Source organism: Glycomyces tritici (genome assembly GCF_030403505.1).
In genome coordinates, this window is record NZ_JAUEMJ010000001.1 from 393,944 (window position 1) to 412,442 (window position 18,499).

The 18,499-nt window shown below is 69.8% G+C and carries 15 protein-coding genes; 9 read left to right on the forward strand and 6 right to left on the reverse strand.

Translation table 11 applies throughout. The features are described from left to right. Positions 1-68: 68 nt before the first annotated feature. Both QWI33_RS01825 and QWI33_RS01830 read right to left on the reverse strand, forming a co-directional pair. Positions 69-992 (reverse strand): glutamate ABC transporter substrate-binding protein, encoded by a 924-nt coding sequence (locus QWI33_RS01825; protein WP_289954275.1) that lies wholly within the window; start codon positions 990-992, stop codon positions 69-71. Positions 993-1,049: 57 nt separating this feature from the next. Next, the gene (locus QWI33_RS01830; RefSeq protein ID WP_289954276.1) at positions 1,050-1,805 is read right to left on the reverse strand and encodes an amino acid ABC transporter ATP-binding protein; all 756 of its coding nucleotides are present in this window, start codon (positions 1,803-1,805) and stop codon (positions 1,050-1,052) included. 250 nt (positions 1,806-2,055) lie between these two features. Between QWI33_RS01830 and lipB the strand changes: the two genes are divergently transcribed. Beyond that, complete coding sequence (lipB, locus tag QWI33_RS01835) at positions 2,056-2,727, forward strand: lipoyl(octanoyl) transferase LipB (RefSeq protein WP_289954277.1); 672 nt, start codon at positions 2,056-2,058, stop codon at positions 2,725-2,727. Between the two features lie 58 nt (positions 2,728-2,785). Here the strand turns inward: lipB and QWI33_RS01840 are convergent, their stop codons facing one another. Further along, the gene (locus QWI33_RS01840) at positions 2,786-4,168 is read right to left on the reverse strand and encodes an alpha/beta hydrolase (RefSeq protein WP_289954279.1); all 1,383 of its coding nucleotides are present in this window, start codon (positions 4,166-4,168) and stop codon (positions 2,786-2,788) included. Positions 4,169-4,487: 319 nt separating this feature from the next. Further along, a complete protein-coding gene (locus QWI33_RS01845) occupies positions 4,488-5,279 on the reverse strand; it encodes an ABC transporter ATP-binding protein (protein ID WP_289954281.1) in 792 nt (263 codons plus the stop codon). A 234-nt stretch (positions 5,280-5,513) separates the two neighbouring features. Here QWI33_RS01845 and QWI33_RS01850 point away from each other — a divergent pair, with 234 nt between their 5' ends. Both QWI33_RS01850 and QWI33_RS01855 read left to right on the forward strand, forming a co-directional pair. Then, positions 5,514-6,581 carry an ABC transporter ATP-binding protein gene (locus QWI33_RS01850; protein WP_289954283.1) on the forward strand — a complete coding sequence of 356 codons (1,068 nt, stop codon included), beginning with the start codon at positions 5,514-5,516 and terminating at the stop codon, positions 6,579-6,581. Continuing rightward, positions 6,578-7,603: an ABC transporter permease subunit gene (locus QWI33_RS01855; RefSeq protein ID WP_289954285.1), complete on the forward strand. Its 1,026-nt coding sequence runs from the start codon at positions 6,578-6,580 to the stop codon at positions 7,601-7,603. Before QWI33_RS01850 ends, QWI33_RS01855 begins: the two co-directional genes overlap by 4 nt. Before the next feature lie 66 nt (positions 7,604-7,669). Here QWI33_RS01855 and QWI33_RS01860 read toward each other — a convergent pair whose 3' ends face one another. Together QWI33_RS01860 and QWI33_RS01865 are read right to left on the reverse strand one after the other, a co-directional pair. Further along, entirely contained in the window at positions 7,670-8,839 is a 1,170-nt protein-coding gene (locus QWI33_RS01860) for an ROK family transcriptional regulator (protein ID WP_289954287.1), read from the reverse strand. A gap of 178 nt (positions 8,840-9,017) precedes the next feature. After that, a complete protein-coding gene (locus QWI33_RS01865; protein ID WP_289954289.1) occupies positions 9,018-13,916 on the reverse strand; it encodes an NAD-glutamate dehydrogenase in 4,899 nt (1,632 codons plus the stop codon). Between the two features lie 210 nt (positions 13,917-14,126). On the opposite strand from QWI33_RS01865, the gene QWI33_RS01870 reads away from it, so the two are divergent. The 6 genes from QWI33_RS01870 (at position 14,127) to QWI33_RS01895 (ending at position 18,452) form a co-directional block, all read left to right on the forward strand. Next, positions 14,127-14,738, forward strand: a complete 612-nt coding sequence (locus tag QWI33_RS01870; protein WP_289954291.1) for a DUF4178 domain-containing protein — start codon at positions 14,127-14,129, stop codon at positions 14,736-14,738. Positions 14,739-14,808: 70 nt separating this feature from the next. Next, positions 14,809-15,300 carry a DUF2617 family protein gene (locus QWI33_RS01875; protein ID WP_289954293.1) on the forward strand — a complete coding sequence of 164 codons (492 nt, stop codon included), beginning with the start codon at positions 14,809-14,811 and terminating at the stop codon, positions 15,298-15,300. Positions 15,301-15,357: 57 nt separating this feature from the next. Continuing rightward, a complete protein-coding gene (locus QWI33_RS01880; RefSeq protein WP_289954294.1) occupies positions 15,358-15,822 on the forward strand; it encodes a DUF4247 domain-containing protein in 465 nt (154 codons plus the stop codon). A 36-nt stretch (positions 15,823-15,858) separates the two neighbouring features. After that, on the forward strand, positions 15,859-16,305 hold the full coding sequence (locus QWI33_RS01885) for a DUF350 domain-containing protein (RefSeq protein WP_289954295.1): 447 nt from the start codon (positions 15,859-15,861) through the stop codon (positions 16,303-16,305). A 43-nt stretch (positions 16,306-16,348) separates the two neighbouring features. After that, positions 16,349-17,896 (forward strand): polyamine aminopropyltransferase, encoded by a 1,548-nt coding sequence (locus QWI33_RS01890; protein WP_353895372.1) that lies wholly within the window; start codon positions 16,349-16,351, stop codon positions 17,894-17,896. A 145-nt stretch (positions 17,897-18,041) separates the two neighbouring features. Further along, positions 18,042-18,452: a hypothetical protein gene (locus tag QWI33_RS01895; RefSeq protein WP_289954300.1), complete on the forward strand. Its 411-nt coding sequence runs from the start codon at positions 18,042-18,044 to the stop codon at positions 18,450-18,452. Positions 18,453-18,499: the final 47 nt, after the last annotated feature.

Sequence of the window (18,499 nt, forward strand, 5' to 3'; positions counted from 1 at the left end):
GGGGGGGGGGGGGGGCCCCGCGGCGGCCGTGTGCACGGCCGCCGCCGCCTCACCGAACGGTCGCGGACCTAGTAGCGGTTGGGTTCCGGGAGCGCCTCGGGGGTGGGCATCCCGGCGGCGCCGAAGGTCTTGTCGAAGGCCTTCTGCCAGTCGCCGTTGGCGATGATCGCGTCGATCATGTCGTTGACGAAGTTGCGGGCGTCGGTCTGGCCGAGCGGCATGGCGACGCCGTAGGGCTCGTCGGTGAAGATGTTCGCGGAGCCGAGGACGCGGTAGGCGTCGGGCTTGTCGACGGTGAATCCGTAGAGGATGGTCTCGTCGGTGCTGACCGCTTCGGTCTGGCCGTTCTCCAGGGCCAGGGCGCAGGCGGCGTAGTCGGCCAGCGGCGTGATCGTGGCCTCGGGGTTCTCCTTCTCGAGGTTCGCGATCGAGCCGGAGCCCTCGGCGATGCAGACGTCCTTGCCGGCGAGGTCGGCCACCGACTGGATGTCGGTGTTGTCGGCGGCGACCATGACGTTCTGGCCGGTCTCGAAGTACGGGCCGGCGAAGTCGAACTGGGTCAGCCGCTCGGGGTACATCGAGTAGGACGCGATGACCACGTCGACGGTGCCGTCGTTGATGTACGTCTCGCGGTTCTGCGAGGTGGTCTCGACGAAGCGGAGGTTGCCGTCGTCGCCCTCGGTGACCTCGCCGAAGATGTAGGTGGCCAGGAGGCGGGCGATCTCGGCGTCGAAGCCCTCGACCTCGCCGGTCGCGGTGTTCATCTGGCCGATGAGCGGCTGGTCGTACTTGACGCCGACCGTGATGAAGCCCTTGTCCTGGATCTCCTGGATGTAGCCGGCGGGGATCGCTTCGGCCTGGCCCAGCGAGTACTCGCCGACCGACTCCTCGACCGATTCCTTCTCTTCGGCGTCCTGGCTGGCTTCGCCGGAGCAGGCGGCGAGCGACATGGCCACGGCGGCCATAGCCGCTACGGCGGTTCTACGGAACATGCGCATTCGGATGTGTCCTTCCTTCAAGGGCGAACGGTGTGGTGGTTTCGGGTGGCTCTAGTGCGTCATGACCTTGGCGAGGAAGTCCTGGGCACGCGCGGTCTTGGGGTCGTCGAAGAACTCGTCCGGGGTGGCGGTCTCGACGATCTGGCCCTCGGCCATGAACACGACCCGGTTGGCCGCGCGGCGGGCGAAGCCCATCTCGTGGGTCACCACGACCATCGTCATGCCCTCGCGGGCGAGGTCCTGCATGACGTCGAGGACCTCGTTGATCATCTCGGGGTCGAGGGCGGAGGTCGGCTCGTCGAACATCATGAGCTTGGGGTCCATGGCCAGTCCGCGGGCGATCGCCACGCGCTGCTGCTGGCCGCCGGAGAGCTGCGAGGGGAAGGCGTCGGCCTTCTCGGCGAGGCCGACGCGCTCCAGGAGCTGGCGGGCGCGGGCCTCGGCCTTCGCCTTGGGGGTGCGGCGCACTTTGATCGGGCCCAGCGTGATGTTCTGCAGCACGGTGAGGTGTGCGAACAGGTTGAAGTGCTGGAAGACCATGCCGACGTCGGCGCGGAGGTGCGCGAGTGCGCGGCCTTCGGCCGGGAGCGGCTTGCCGTTGACGGTGATGTCGCCGGAGTCGACGGTTTCGAGCCGGTTGATGGTGCGGCACAGGGTGGACTTGCCGGAGCCGGAGGGTCCGATGAGGACCACCACCTCGCCGTCCTCCACGGTCAGGTCGATGTCCTTGAGCGCGTGCAGGTCTCCGAAGTGCTTGTTGACGCCGGAGATGCTGACCATCGGTGCCTTCGGCTGCGTTGCTTCCATTCGTGTCCCTGTTGTCGTGTGCAACCCTCGACTGGTGCGGGGCGAGCGGATTGGCTTGAGTACCTGGAAATAGTAGTGTGACAGCTCACGCGCGGTTAGCGGGGCGGCCAGAGCCGCAACTAGTCGGCAATTAAGTAACAGCATCATAAAGAACGACCTGGGCATAACGGATACGACCCATGGCCGGAACAATCGTGACGCATCCGGCGTCCGGTGGCCGCGGGGGCGCGGCGCGGATTAATGTCGTTCCATGACCGCAACCGTGGGAACCGCGAGCGTCGCAGGCGGGAAGATCACCGTCGAACGGCGCGGCCTGGTGGACTACCAGGAGGCCTGGGACTACCAGAAGGAGCTGCAGCAGCGGCGGATCGACGACGAGATCGGCGACACCGTGCTGCTCCTCGAGCATCCGAGCGTGTACACCGCCGGGCGGCGGACCGAGACGTGGGCGCTGCCGCAGGACGGCACGCCCGTGGTCACGGTGGACCGGGGCGGGCAGATCACCTGGCACGGGCCGGGGCAGCTCGTCGGCTACCCAATCATGAAGATGCGCAACAAGGTCGACGTCGTCGGGTACGTGCGGCGGGTGGAGGACGCGGTCACCGCGGTCTGCCACGAGTTCGGGGTGACCTCGGCGCGCGGGCGGATGCACGACCGGACGGGCGTGTGGCTGCCGGAGGACGACAAGGGCCCGGAGCGGAAGATCTGCGCGATCGGCGTGCGGGTGCGGTGGGCGACGACGATGCACGGCTTCGCGTTGAACTGCAACCCGGACATGGGCTACTGGGAGCGGATCGCGCCGTGCGCGATCACGGACGCGGACGTCACGAGCCTGACGCAGGAGCTGGGCCGGGAGGTCACCGTCGCGGAGGTCCTGCCGGTGATGGAGCGGCACCTGGGCCTGCTGCTCGAGCGCGACTAGCGAGGCAAGAGGGGACGGGCGCGGCATCCGCCGCGCCCGTTTCGCGTCGCCGGGGCGGCTAGGAGCAGGCGTCGTAGGGTTCGGGCTGCTCGTCGGCGAGGTCGGGGGTCTCGTCGAGGAGCACCTTGAAGATGTTGTTCCAGGCGTCGGACTCGGGGTAGAAGATCTCCGAGTGCGAGTGGACGCCTTCCACGGGCTTGCCGGAGATGCCCTGGTCGGAGAGGCTCAGGCCGTAGTCGTCGACGGCGTCGGGAGCGTCGGAGAGGTTGCCGGTGACGAGGTTCCGGTTCCCGGGGAAGTCGTCGGGGTCGGCGCCGTGGCCCAGGAGCGGCACGTACGGCATGCCCTGGACGTAGGAGATCGGGTCGCCCGGGCCGGTGATCGAGTAGCGGGGGCGGCACGGCTCGGTGTAGTCGGCGGGGCTGTACACGTCGTTGCCCATGCCGGCCGAGGCGATGTGGAGGACCTGGTCGGCTTCGACGTCGTAGGTCTCGGCGTAGCCGATGACCGCGCCGCCGTAGGAGTGGCCGGCGAGGGTCAGCGGGGTGTCGTCGCCGATCTGGTTGCGCACGTCGAACGTGAACGAGGCGAGGCTCTCGGCGGCGACCTGGGACCAGGACGCCCAGGACTCCTCGATCCAGCCGGAGGGCCAGGACGCGGCGGCCCAGACGATGACCGCGAGCTCGCCGTCGGAGGCGTCCACGAAGGACTTCGCGCGGTTGTAGTACAGCTCGAAGTTCTCGCTGGAGAGCACGGCGGAGCCGCCCGGGACCAGGACCGCGACGTTCGCGGCGGTGTCGAGGTCGCCCACGACCTCGATCCAGGAGCCGTCGCCGTTGTTGTTGTACGGGTCGAGGTACAGGAACTGGCGGCCGGTGCCGACCAGTGCCTGGAGCTCCTCGCGGGCGGGCCGCTCGGCGTCGTCCGTCCACGGACGGGTCGGGCTGTCGTACGTGGTGGAGGCCTCGGTGGTGGCCTTGAGGATGAGCTGGTTCGCGGTGATGCGGGCGTCGAACGGCGCGCCGGGCATCTCGGCGACGACGGACGGGTAGAGGACGGCGAGCCAGGCGGTCGCGTCCTCGCCGAGGCCGTCGAAGAACGCGTTGACGTCGAGGGGGTCGAGGCCGCCGCCGGCGTCGCGGAGTTCGGCGAGGGCCGCGCCGAGTTCGCCGGAGTCGGCGGTCGGTTCGGCGGCGACGAGCCCGGCGGCGAGCGCGGGGTCGGCCAGGGCGGTCTCGAGCGCCGCGGCGGGGTCGTCCCCGGCGACGGGGGCGTCGGCGCGCAGCGCCGAGAGCTCGCTCGCGGGGTCGGCGGCGAGGACGGGGACCGCGTGGAGCTGGTCGGCCTCGGCTTCACCGAGGCGCGTCAGGCCGGCCAGGTAGACGAGCGCGAAAACGGCGACGGCCGTCACGACCGTCGCACGCCACCACCGAAATCTCACCGAGTCAGCGTAACCGAGGACGTCGGGGCCCGGCGAACGCTGCGCGTGTGAGGGCAGCCTCCAGGCGGAGCAAACGAGGGCAGGGACCGAGCTGCCGGGGGCCGTGTTTCGGGCCCCCGGTATAGACCCTGACATGGGGGTACGACATGCCGTTGAGTCCGAGCCGGTCTCGCATCGGGGCCGGTTTTCAGGGCAGGGGCCGAGCCGATCGGGGCCGTGTTTCGGGCCCCCGGTGCAAACCCTGACACACGGGTCTGACATCGCGGCACGAACCGAGCACCGCTCGCGTTCGGGGCCGTTGGCGGGCTGGGCCCGCTGGTCAGGAGGCCGTGGCGGTGAAGCGGTCGCCGTTGGCGGTGAGGGTGAGCGGGAGGCCGAAGGCCTTCGAGAGGGTCTCCGAGGTGAGCGCCTCCGCGATCGGGCCCGCGGCGATCACGCCGCCGGCCGAGAGGACCAGCGCGTGCGTGAAGCCCGGCGGGATCTCCTCCACGTGGTGGGTCACCAGCACCAGGGCCGGCGCGGCCTCGTCGCGGGCGAGACCGGCGAGGGTCGCCACGAGGGCCTCGCGGGCGCCCAGGTCGAGCCCGGCGGCGGGCTCGTCGAGGAGCAGCAGCTCCGGGTCGGTCATGAGCGCGCGGGCGATGAGCACGCGCTTGCGCTCGCCTTCCGAGAGCGTTCCGAACCGCCGCTCGGCGAGCTGGGCGACGCCGAGCCAGCGCATGAGCGAGGCGGCGCGCTCGTCGTCCTGCGGGTCGTACTCCTCGCGCCAGCGGCCCATCATGCCCCAGGCGGCGGTGCGGACCACGTCGAAGGCCTGCTCGTCGTTGGGGATCGCGTCGGCGACCTGGGTGGTGGTGAGGCCGATGCGGGGGCGCAGTTCGAATACGTCGACGCGGCCGAGGCGTTCGCCGAGGATCTCGACGACGCCGGAGGTGGGGTGGTTGCGGGCGGCCGCTAGGTTGAGCAGCGTCGTCTTGCCGGCGCCGTTGGGGCCGAGGACGACCCAGCGCTGTGCGGCGTCGACTTGCCAGTCGATGCCGTCGAGGAGCTGGTTGCCGCCGCGTCGCACGGTGACGCCGGACAGGTCGAGGACGCGTTCAGACTGAGCCACGGGTCAATGAAACCACGGGCTCGGGACGAACGGTCGCGGGCGGGCCTCGGCGGCGGTATTACGACACACGGGCGAACGTCCGGTGGCGCGTTGGAGTGCATCGCCGGGCGGTGCAACGACGCCGCGTCCGGCGGCGTCTGAACTATCAGACGCCGGTCTCCGGCGGCGGCGCCTCGGCGCCGGCGTTCGCCGGCCGGTCGCCTTGACCATGCAAGTCCTAACTGGAATGAGCAGATGCCCCCCATCATCGAGATATCGGGGCTGAGGAAGACCTATTCGAGGGCCTTCCGTCAGCCGCACAATGCTTTGGACGGCCTCGATCTCGAGGTCGCCGCGGGCCAGGTGCACGGTTTCCTGGGCCCCAACGGCTCCGGCAAGACCACGACCCTGCGGGCCCTGCTCGGTCTCATCCGCGTCGACGGCGGGACCATGCGGATCTTCGGCGAGGAGGTCCCCCACCGGCTCCCCGACGTCATCGCGAGGATCGGCGCGGTCGTGGAGTCCCCGCAGTTCTTCAAGCACTTCTCCGGGCGTCTGACCCTGCAGCTGCTCGCCGAGAGCGCCGGGGTGTCGAGGGCTCGTGTCGAGGAGGTGCTGGAGCAGGTGGGTCTGCGCGATGCCGCGAAGGCCTCTGTCAAGGGCTACTCGCTGGGCATGCGGCAGCGCCTCGCGGTCGCGCAGGCGCTGCTGAAGCAGCCGCAGCTGCTGATTCTGGACGAGCCGGCGAACGGGCTGGACCCGGCCGGCATCCACCACATGCGCGAGCTGCTGCAGTGGCTGGCGCATTCGCAGGGCGTCACGGTGGTCGTCAGTTCGCACCTGCTCTCCGAGGTGCAGCAGTTGTGCGATTCGATGACGATCGTCTCGAGGGGGCGGCGCATCGTCGACGGCAAGGTCGCCGACATCATCGCCGGCCACGGGGAGGCGAGTCTGACGGTCCGGTTCCCGGACGCGGCGTCGCTGCCTGAGGCGGCGGAGGCCCTTGCGGTGGCGTCGGGTTCGCTCGATGCGGCGAAGGCCGCGGTGACGGCTTCGGTCGACCGCGACCGGCTGGTCGTGAAGGGCGCGCCGGAGGCGGCGTGGGTGACGAAGACGCTCGCTGACGCGGGGATCTACCTGTCCGAGCTGCGGGCGGAGACGAAGAACCTCGAGTCGGTGTTCCTGGAGCTGACCGGCACCGCGCCGGTCCCGGGGCAGACCGTCCAGATCGGGGAGTCGGTGACGGTGCCGCAGGCGCCGGCCGGGCCGGTCGCCGACGGTGTCGTGGCCATCGAGGTCGAGCCGGAAGGGGCCGAGCGGTGAATCTGTTCAAGACCGAACTGCGGCGCCTGGCGCGCCGCCGCCTGTCGCTGGTGTTCGCCATCATCGCCGCGGCGGGGCTGCTGGTGCTGACGGCGGTGTTCTGGTTCACCTCGAGCAAGGGCCCGACGGAGGCCGAGCTCGCGGACGCGCAGGCCCAGGCCGACATGATGAACGAGGAGAACGGGGTCGACTCGGGGTACGAGGAGTGCCTGAACGACGAGGCGTACTTCGACGCCGAGGAGTACAGCTACATCGAGACCGAGCCGTACTACGCGGACATGACGCATGAAGAGCTCTGCGCCGACATGTTCGTCATGTGGACCGCCGATGACTTCATCTACACCTACACGTTCGTGTTCGCCGACGAGAGTCCGCTGGTCCTCATCGGTGCGGCGGTCATCGCGGGCCTGATCATGATGATGCTCGCGTCGTCGGCGATCGGCGCGGAGTGGTCGAGCGGCGGGTTGGCGAACCTGCTGCTGTGGCATCCGAACCGGTTGAAGGTGTGGGGTGCGAAGCTCGGTGCGGCCTCCGTGGTGTGCGTGGCGGCGGTGGTCGCGGTGCTGGTACTGGCGTTCGGGCTGCTGTACATGACGGCGGCGGCTCGCGGCGAGGTCGGTGACCTGAACGCGGCCTGGTGGGACGAGAACCTGCCGAAGCTCGCGCGCGCCGGCCTGCTGGCGGTGGCGATGACGGTGCTCGGTGCGTCGCTGGCGATGCTGGGGCGGCACACGGCGATCTCGGGCGGCATCATCGCCGGCTACCTGATCGTGGGCGACATGCTGGTGCGGTTCGCGGGCATGGCGATCCAGATGCCGTTCTCGGAGCGATTGTCGCTGTACACGTGGGTGACCGCGTGGATCGAGGGGAAGATCGAGCTGCACGACTGGAGCGAGATGAACCAGGAGTTCCCGGACGTCATGGTGATCACCTCGACTGAGGCGGGGCTGATGCTGGGCGGGATCGTGCTCGCCTTCGCGGCGTTGGCGACCTGGGCGTTCCAGCGGCGCGACGTGTCGTAGTCGCAGCACAAGCGAGGGCGCCGCCCGCGGGTTTCCGCGGGCGGCGTCCTGCTGTCTCGGGCGGGGCTAGTCGAAGAGGCTTTCGCGGACGGCGTCGAGGCCGTGGAGGATCGCGCCGCGCATGACCGGCTCGTCGGTGACCGAGCCGGCGACGACGCTCGGGTTGACGGGGGCGAGCTGAGAGGTCTGGGCGGCGACGCGTCCGGCGAGTTCGAGCCCGCCCGCGTAGCCGACGGGGCCGCCGAGGACGACCACGGTGGGGTCGAGGAGGACGCAGACGGCGACGATGCCGAGCGCGATGCCGCGGGCGATCTCGTCGAGGCATGCGGCGCCCTGGGGGCCGGCGTCGATGGCGGCGGTCAGGACGTCCCCGGGTTCGGCGGCGTCGAAGCCGTGCTTCGCGCCGATGTCGATGACGGCGTCGCCGCCGATGACGCGCTGGTAGGAGCCTTTGGAGAGGCGGGTGACGACGCCGCCGGTGGGCAGTTCGCCGCCGGGGACGGGCAGGAAGCCGATCTCGCCGGCGGCGCCGCTGGCGCCCCGGTACAACTGGCCGTTGAGGATGACGCCGAGGCCGAGGCCGCCGCCGAACCAGGCGTAGACGAAGTCGGTGGCGCCGCCGGCGCCGCCGGAGCGCTGCTCGGCGAGGCAGGCGAGGTTGACGTCGTTCTCGATCTCGACGGCCGGGGTGAACTCCTCGTTCAGGGCGGTGCGCAGGCCGCGGTGCCAGGCCGGGAGGTTCCAGGAGAAGCCGATGTCGCCGCTCGCGGGGTCGATGACGCCGGGGGTGCCGAGGACGATCCGCTGCACTTTGGACATCTCGACGCCCGCGTCGGCGACGGAGTCGGTGACGACGCGGCGGACCACGGCCACCGGGTCGGTCGAGTGCTCGACGTCGATCTCGGCGCGGCCGACGATGCGGCCGGTGAAGTCGGCGCAGGCGCCCTTGGTGGTCACGGGGCCGACCTCGACGCCGACGACGTACGTGAAGGCCGGTACGGCGGCGTACAGGGAGGCGTTGGGGCCGCGCCCGCCGGACTTGGAGCCGACGACCTCGACGAGGCCGCGGGTCTGGAGGCGCTCCATCATCTGGGAGGCGGTGACCTTGGACATCGAGGTCCGCTCGGCGAGCTGGGCGCGGGTCTGGGGGCCGTCCTCCAGCAGGAGTTTCAGCGCGGCCTGATCGTTCAGGACGCGAAGCAGTTTGGGCACCCCGGGGGTGTGGCTCTTCGGCATTCGTACTTCCTTATTCTCCGAGCCCACATTATCCACGGTTGCCCACCCGCCCCTCCCGCAGCTAGCGCGCGAAAGCCGAACGCTTGATCGGCAAACCCCGGCGGAGCGGGCGGGTGCCGGGCTCGGCGTGCAGCGGCGGCGCCGCCGCCCGCCCCGAGTCCGGCACCCGGCGCCTCCTCTACTCCCCGTCGGTCTCGACCAGGCCCCTGATCTGGCGCAGCGACACCGACAGCACCGCGAGCTTCTCGTCCGAGCGGGTGGCCTCGGCCGTCGCCTCGTGGATCCGCTCGATCTCGGCGGCGTTGCGGTCGGCCCAGGAGTCCACCGCCTCGTCCGGGTCCGTGCCCGGCTTCGCCTGCAGCACGCTCGCGGTCAGGCCCGCCATCGCGCCGTACAGGTCGTACCGCAGCGCCGAGCGCGCGAGCGTCTGCCACCGGTTCGTGCGCGGCAGCGCCGAGATCTCGTTGAGGATCGCGTCGAGGTGGACCGTCGCCGCGATCCCGTAGTACACCTCGGCGGTCTGGTGCAGATCGGTGTCGTTGAGCCGCGCGCACTCCACGACGTCGACCAGGCCGAACCCGAAGATCGGGGCCGAGGCGTCCCGCGCGATCTCCGCGGGCATCCCCTGCTCCTCCAGCTCGTCGCAGAACTGCTCGAACCCGACCGCTTCGGAGTCGTGGAGCAGCTCCGGCAGGCGCGGCTGCAGCACCGCGAGGCCCGGCCGCAGCCGCTCGGTCTCGGCCGACACGTCCAGGGCCCCGCGCCGGTGCTGCACGAGCCAGCGCACGCCGCGGTCCAGGAGCCGGCGGATGACCAGCATCCCGGCGATCTGCGCGTCCTGCGGCACCTGGTTGTCGAGCGCCTCGATGCGCCGCCACAGGTCCGGCAGGCCGAACGCGTCCCGGATGATCACGTACGCCCGGATCACGTCCACGACGTCGGCGCCGGTCTCGTCGGCGATGCGGAACAGGAACGTGGTGCCCGCCCGGTTCACGGCTTCGCCGACGACCGCGGTCGCCACGATCTCGCGCCGGAGCGGGTGGTCGGCCATGAGGTCGGCGTACGGTTCGCGAAGCGGTGCGGGGAAGTAGGAGCGCAGCACCGGTGCGGTCCACTCCTCGTCGGGCAGCCCCGAGTCGAGCACCGCGCGCTTCGCCCAGATCTTCACGTACGAGAGCAGGACCGAGAGTTCGGGTTCGGTCATCGCCGTGCCCGTGGCGACCCGCTCTTTGAGCTGCTTGTCGCTCGGCAGCCCTTCGATCTCGCGGTCGAGGCCGACCGTCTTCTCCAGGTGCTTCATGAGTCTGATGTGGACGGGCAGGAGGCGGGTGCCCAGGCGGGACGCGTTCGCCAGCGCCATGTTCTGGCCGTAGTTGTGGGCGAGGACGGCGTCGGCGACGTCGTCGGCCATGTCCATGAACAGCTTGTTGCGGTGTTCGGGTTCGACGCGGCCGGTGAGTGCGGCGGATCGGAGGAGGATCTTGATGTTGACTTCGTGGTCGGAGGTGTCGACGCCGGCGGAGTTGTCGATGAAGTCGGTGTTGCAGTGTCCGCCGGTGCCGTCGGGGCCGCCGGTTTGGGCGTATTCGATGCGGCCGAGCTGGGTGAAGCCGAGGTTGCCGCCTTCGCCGACGACGCGGCAGCGGAGTTGCTCGCCGTTGACGCGGACGGCGTCGTTGGCCTTGTCGCCGGCGTCGGCGTCGGTCTGCGCTGTGGATTTGACGTAGGTGCCGATGCCGCCGTTCCAGAGGAGGTCGACGGGGGCGGTGAGGATCGCGCGGATGAGTTCGGGCGGTGTGAGGTCCTTGGTGTCGGCGTGGATGCCGAGTGCGGTGCGTGCTTCCGGGGAGACGGGGATGGATTTCGCTGAGCGTTCCCAGACGCCGCCGCCGGCGGAGATGAGGGTGGGGTCGTAGTCGGCCCAGGTGGAGCGGGGCATGTCGAAGAGTCGGCGGCGCTCGGTGTAGGAGGCGGCGGCGACGGGGTTGGGGTCGATGAAGATGTGCATGTGGTTGAACGCGGCGACGAGGCGGATGTGCTCGGAGAGGAGCATGCCGTTGCCGAAGACGTCGCCGCCCATGTCGCCGATGCCGACGACGGTGAAGTCCTGTGTCTGGGTGTCGATGCCTTCGGCGGGGTTGTGCTCGTCGCCGTCTCGGGTGAGCCCTCGGAAGTGGCGTTTCACGGATTCCCATGCGCCTCTTGCGGTGATGCCCATTTTCTTGTGGTCGTAGCCGACGGAGCCGCCGGAGGCGAAGGCGTCGCCGAGCCAGAAGCCGTATTCGGCGGCGACGGCGTTGGCGATGTCGGAGAAGGTGGCGGTGCCTTTGTCGGCGGCGACGACGAGGTAGGGGTCGTCGCCGTCGTGGCGGACGACGTTCGGGGGCGGGACGACGGTGTTGTCGGCGTCGCGGTTGTCGGTGATGTCGAGCAGGGCGGAGATGAACTCGCGGTAGCGGGCGACGCCTTCGGCTTGGAGTGCGGTGCGGTCGGGGAAGTCGGTGCGTTTGAGGACGAATCCGCCTTTGGCGCCGACGGGGGTGATGACGGTGTTCTTGACTTCCTGGGCTTTGACGAGGCCGAGGATCTCGGTGCGGAAGTCCTCCAGGCGGTCGGACCAGCGCAGGCCGCCGCGGGCGACGCGCCCGTAGCGCATGTGGACGCCTTCGAAGTGCGGTGAGTACACGAACACTTCGAACATGGGGCGGGGTTTGGGCAGGAAGTCGATGGCGCGGGCGTCGAATTTGAAGGCGACGTGCTCCTTGGGGCGGCCGGTGTCGGCGCGCTGGAAGTAGGAGGTGCGGAGGGTGGAGCGGATGAGGGTCAGGAAGGCGCGGAGGATGCGGTCGGCGTCGAGGTTGGGGACGGCGGCGAGGCCTTCGGCGAGTGAGTCGTCGATGCGGGCGACGGCGGCGTCGCGGTCGGCGCCGACGCGGGGGTCGAAGCGGGCTTCGAAGAGCCGTACGAGGTTCGCCGCGATCTCGGGGTAGGCGCCGAGGGTGGCGGAGATGAAAGCCTGGGAGAACACGAAGCCGCATTGGCGGAGGTATTTCGCGAGGGCGCGGAGGACGACGACTTGGCGCCAGGTGAGGCCGGCGGCGATCACGAGTTCGTTGAAGCGGTCGGATTCGGCTTCGCCGGTCCAGGCGGCGCGGAACGCGTTCTCGAAGCGGATGCGCAGCTGCGGTACGGATTCGGCGGCGCGGCCGGGCAGTTGGAGGCCGAAGTCGTGGAGGTGGATGGTGCCGTCGGCGCGTTTGATGTGGTAGGGGCGTTCTTCGGCGACGGTGACGCCGAGGTGGCGCAGGACGGGGAGGGCTTCGGAGAGGCCGATGGCCTGGTCGAAGGCGTAGATCTTGAAGTGGACGTCGTCGTCGCTGCCGCCGCGGCGGAACAGCTGGAGTTCCATGTCGCCCGGTTCGCGCAGTGTTTCGAGTTTCGCGATGTCCTTGGCGGCGTCGATCGGTGAGTGCTCGGCCTTGTAGGCGGGCGGGTAGGCGTGGGCGTAGGCCTTGGCGAGCATGCGGGCCTGGCCTTCGCCGATGTGGTGGTCGAGTTGGAGGGCGAGGTCGGCGTCCCAGGAGCGGGTGGCGTCGGCGAGTTCGGCCTGGATGGACTCGACGTCGACCGGGGGGTGGTCGGCGAAGGGGTCGATGCGGACGACGAAGTGGAGGCGGGCGAGCACCGATTCGGTGACGCGGGCGTCGTAGTCGATCTGGGAGCCGCGCAGGCGCCGGCGCAGGATCTCTTCGATCTTCTGGCGGTTCTCGGTGTTGTAGCGGTCGCGCGGGAGGTAGACGAGGCAGGAGTAGAAGCGGCCGTAGACGTCTCGGCGGGCGAACAGGCGCAGGCGGCGGCGTCCGGCGAGGCGCAGGACGCCCATGGCGGTGGTGTAGAGGTCGTCGGTGCGGGCTTGGAACAGCTCGTCGCGGGGGTAGGTCTCGAGGGCGGTGACGAGGTCCTTCCCGGAGTGGGAGGAGAGGGTGACGCCGGAGCGTTCCAGGACGTCCTGGACTTTGCGTTTGACGACGGGCAGGTCGGTGACGCTGGAGAGGTAGGCGGCGGAGGTGAACAGGCCGAGGAAGCGGAGTTCGCCGTCGGGGTTGCCGTCGGCGTCGAAGGTCTTCACGCCGATGTAGTCCATGAAGGACGTGCGGTGGACGGTGGAGCGGGCGTTCGACTTGGTGATGACCAGGAGCCGCTTGGCGCCGATCTGCGCGCGCGCGTCGGTGTTGAAGGAGGCGAGCGGGCGCGGCGCGGTCGGGGCCTTGCGCAGCAGGCCCAGGCCGGTCTCCGCCATGGGTGTGAGGGCTTCGTCGTCGCCGGCGCCGGTGAGGCGGTACTGGCGGAAGCCCAGGAACGTGAACTTGTCGTCCGCGAGCCAGCGCAGGAGTTCGACGGTGTCGTCGATGTCCTTGGGCGGGACGGGGAGGGGCGTGGTGCCTTCGGTGCCGGTGGCGGCGCGGTCGAGGTCTTCGGCGATCTGGAGGGCTTTGGCGCGCATGGCCTGCCAGTCGGCGACGCACACGCCGACGTCGGAGAGGACTTCGAGGATGTCCGCTTCGAGTTCGGCGAGGAACGCGGCGTCGGCGACGCGCTGGGTCTCGATGTGCATCCAGGATTCGGCGCGGCCGTCGGCGGCGGGGGCTTCCTGGAGGTTGCCGTCCTGGTCGCGGCGGACGGGGACGATGGGGTGGACGAACACGGAGACGTCGACGCCGTGCTTGTTGAACAGGCCGGTGAGGGAGTCCACGAGGAACGGGGAGTCGTCGCAGACGATGTCTACGCGGGTGGAGGAGGCGGCGTCGGGGCCTTCGGCGTCCTCGGGGCAGTCGAGTTCGAGGATGATCTGGCCGGGGGCGCGGACCTCGGCCATGCGGCGGTGGTGGGCGGTGGTCTCCAGGAGCTGGTGGGCGCTGCGGCCGACGAGGTCGTCGTCGGAGACGAGGCTCCAGTAGAGCTCGACCAGTCTCGCCAGGGATTCGTCGGGGCCGGCCAGTCGGGCGGCCTCCTGGAGCAGTTCCTCCCGGTCGGGGAGGGTCTCGCGGAACTCTTCGTCGCCGATGAACGCCAACACGTCTCGATCTCCAGTCCGATTCGACTCGGCCCACCTCGTCGTGGGCCGCCTACAGGCTAGATCCTATGGATCTGAGCGGGCATCGTAGGGTTCTCACGCGACACGGGGGTTACACCTGCATTGCGGAACTGCGGTGACACCGGCTTTGCCAACTTGGCGGTAGAGTGACGTCAAGGAACCATCCCGCACCCACTTTGTGAAGGCCACGCCATGGAAGCCGTCATCATCCTGCTGCTCATCGCCGCCGTCGTGTTCGCCGGCTGGTGGTTGTGGCGCAGGAACTCCCGCAAGAACGAACCCGTCCCCCCGCGGCCCCCGGCCGACCCGTTCGCGGACGCCGACACCGACGTGCTGCGCGGCGACCCGCTGCGGCTCAAGGCGGCCGACCTGGTCGAGCTGTACGGCAAAACCCTCGCCGTGCGCGGCACGCTGCGCCTGTCGGAGGGCGACTACCGGTGGGCCGAGCACTTCCTGGACACCGGCACCGGTGTGCGGCGCTGGCTGTCGGTCGAGGCCGACCCGGACGTGGAGATGGTGCTGTGGGAGGAGGTCACCGACACCGACCTGCAGCCCGGCCCGCGTGAACTCAGTCACGAAGGCGTCTCGTTCAAGTCGGACGAGAAGGGCAAGGCGAAGTACGTGAGCGAGGCGACGACGGGCCTGGCCCCGGCCGGTACGCTGCGCTATCACGACTACGCGGGCCCCGACGGCCAGAAGCTGTCCTTCGAGGCGTTCGGCGACGACGCCAAGTGGGAGGTGGCGAAGGGGCTTACCCTGGACCGCAACCAGGTCACGATCTACCACCAGAGCGACGAGGCCTGACCCCCGTTCCCTCCCCCGCGATCCCCGCTCGCCTTCCCCACTGGAGCCCACGCTGATAGCGCATATCGAGGTGCCGTTCGTCGACGTCTCGGCCGCCTCGCTCACCTTCCGGCCGGACGCCCCGTCGATGCCGGTCCTGGACCTGCTCGAACGCGACGCCGGACCGCTGCGGCTCTCGCTGCGGCTGCTCGGCGCGAGCCACCAGGCGGTCGTCGCGACCCCTGACGGGCTCCTCTCGGAGACCCTCGCCTACCGGTCCGATTTCGGGCCGGACCTGCCCGAGGCGTTCAGCCAGCGGGTCGGCTCGTGGCGGCACCGGTACGAGTGCAGGGTCGAGAAGCTCACGGTTCCCGAACTGCGGCAGCGGGTCCGGGCCCTGCGCGACCGGGCCGTGCTGCGCACCGGCGAACCGGACCTGCTGGTGGGCGTGTTCGGGGAGGACCCGGACGCGCTCACGGCCCTGGAGGTCACCGGGACGGCGCCGCTGTCGTGGCGGACCGTCCACACCTACCCGCAGTACGGCGAAGTCGTGACCACCACGAGCACTGTCGTACCGACGTAGTCGCAATGCGCCCGTAAGCTGAACCGACTCCCCGACAGGACGACCCGAGGACCACCGATGACCGATCAGCACCCGCCCCCTCCGCCGCCCGCCTCCCGCGGCCTGAACTGGAAGCACTGGACCGCGATCATCGTCGTGATCGCCTTGTGCTGCGGCGGGGTCTTCCTGATGAACACGAACTTCTCGAACCCGACGGACACGATCCGCGACCACTACACGCGGGCCGCGAACCTCGACGAGGGCGGCGGCAAGGCGTACACCTCGTCTTCCTCCCCGGCGATCGTGGCCGACCAGATCGACGACGACGCCGAAGCGCGCTCGGAGCGGTCCTCGGGCGGCACGTACTACCTGCAGTACTCCAAGCACATCGTGGCCGTCTCGCCCTACAACGGCGGCTCGAAGATCATGCTGCACGACTACCGCAGCGGCTACAACCACTACTCCTCGGTGTTCATCCTGTGGGGATGGTCGTCCTCACCCCCCTCGCCGTTCCGCGGCGGCGGCCCCGGCTCCGGCAAGTAGCGCGAACCCAACCCAGACAAGGAAAGGCAACCCAACATGCTCGCACAGGTTGAAAGTCAACTGGGAGGGTTCGGGGGCGACGTCGCCGGCGCGCTCGCCTACAGCGTCATCGGCATCGCGCTGATGGTGCTCGGATTCTTCATCGTCGACTGGCTCACCCCCGGCAAGCTCGGCGAACTGATCTGGACCCACCGCAACCGCAACGCCTCGCTCCTGCTCTCCTCCAACCTGATCGGCGTCGGCCTCATTGTGGTCGGCGCGATCTGGGCCTCGGAGGGGAACCTCGTCCAAGGCGTCATCTCGACGTTCGTGTTCGGCGTGATCGGCCTGGGCGCCATGGCCGTCGCGTTCCTCATCCTCGACGTGATCACCCCCGGGAAGCTCGGCGCGCTCGTCGTCGACGAGGAGCCGCACCCGGCCGTGTGGGTCAGCTCCGCCATGCACCTGGCCCTCGGCGGGGTCATCGCCATGGCGCTGTCGTGAACCCGGTGCTGTCTTGACCGCTGAGGCCGCCCCTCAGACCGTGATGCCTGCGCGCCGGGTCCGCCTGGCGCGCTTCGGTCTGCTCGCCACCGCGTTCGCGGTCTCGGCGTGCGGGCTCGTCTACGAACTGGCGCTCATCACCTTGGGCGCCTACCTGGTCGGGAACACCGCGAAGCAGGCGTCGATCGTCCTGGCCGTCATGGTGTTCGCGATGGGGCTCGGCGCACTGGCGGCGAAGCCGCTGCGGCGCTGGCCGGCGCTGGCGTTCGCCGCGGTCGAGCTCGCCCTGGCCCTGCTGGGCGGGTTCAGTGTGATGCTGCTGTACGCGGCGTTCTCCTGGACCGACCTGTACAGCCTGCCGCTGGTGGTCGTGGCCGCGGCGATCGGGCTCCTGATCGGCGCCGAGATCCCGCTGCTCATGGAACTGCTGCAGCGCATCAGGGAGCAGGCCGCGGGCGCGGCCGTCGCGGACCTGAACGCCGCGGACTACCTGGGCGGGCTCATCGGGGGCCTGGCGTTCCCGTTCATCCTGCTGCCGTTCTTCGGGCAGATCCAGGGCGCGCTCCTGGTGGGCGCGGTGAACGCCGTCGCGGGCGTCCTCCTCGTGTGGGTCCTGTTCCGCCACGACCTCTCCAAGGCCGCGAAGCAGCTCCTCACCGTCGTCGCGGCACTGACCGCGATACTGCTGGTGGCCGCGTTCGCGTACACCGGGAAGTTCGAGACCGCGGCCCGGCAGGCGCTGTACGCGGCGCCGATCGTCTACAGCGAGGACAGCCAGTACCAGCAGATCGTCATGACCGAGGCCGCCTCGCCGTTCGGCGAGCAGGACCTGCGGCTCTACCTCAACGGCGACCTGCAGTTCTCCTCAGTGGACGAATACCGGTACCACGAGGCGCTCGTCCACCCGGCCATGAACGGCCCCCACGAGAACGTCCTGGTCCTCGGCGGCGGCGACGGCCTCGCCGTGCGCGAGATCCTCCGCTACCCCGACGTCGAGACGGTGACCCTGGTCGACCTCGACGGGGCCGTCACCGACCTCGCCCGCGAATTCGACGACCTGGTGGCGCTCAACGAAGACGCCATGAACGACCCCAAGGTCGACGTCGTCAACGCCGACGCGTTCACCTGGCTGCGCGAGCAGACCGGCACCTGGGACACGATCATCGTCGACATGCCCGACCCGGACGCGACCGAGACCGCGAAGCTGTACTCGGTCGAGTTCTACGGCCTCGCGACCGACCACCTCGCCGAGACCGGCCGGATGGTCGTCCAGGCCGGCTCGCCCTACTTCGCGCCGAAGACGTTCTGGACCATCGCCTCGACCCTCGAAGCGGCCGGCCACAAGCCCGCCCCGTACTGGGTGTCGGTGCCCAGCTTCGGCGACTGGGGCTACATGCTCGTCCAGGCGGGCGGCGAAGTCCCCGACCTCGGCCTCGACACCTCCGTCGGCCCGTTCCAGTCCCTCACGCCCGAACTCGTGGAAGCCGCCCAGGTCTTCCCGCCCGACCGCGACCGCATGGACATGGAGCCCTCCACCCTCATGCGCCCCGTGATCCTCGACCGGGTCGAATCCGAGTGGAACAACTACTGACCCGGCGCACCCCGCCCCGCACGTGAACGCCGTCCGCCGCAACCCGGCCCGAACCGCACCGCGGCACCGGCTCGGCACACTGCGCTATCCTGACACTCCCCTCGCCCCCAGCCCCACCAGCCCACCATTCACACAAGGAACCCCAGTGACCGCACCGCAGAACCCATACCTCGTCCCCGTCAAGTACGGCACCGGCCTCTCCGTCCTCAACATCGTCGCGGGCGGCCTCCTCCTGCTGCTGGGCGTGCTCGCGCTCCTCGGCGGCAGGTTCAGCTTCTGGCTCGTCCTCGGCCCGCTCCTCCTGGCCATGGGCATCCTCTCCCTCACCAGGCCCTACGCCACCTACGACACCGCGACCGGCGCCCTGGACCTGTTCCACCCCTTCGGCTACCGCATGCGCTCCTACGGCGCGCCCAAGGGCGAGCGCATCTACTTCGACCCGGCCAAGTCCAAGATCATGCGCGCCCGCCAGAGCGGCGGCCCCCGCAAGGTCAGCATGGTCGGCATGAACCGCGACGACCTCGCCCGCCTCATCGCAGTCCTCCCCCAGGCCTGACCCCCGGCCAAGCGAACGGCCACATCGGACACGGCAATGTGGCGGGG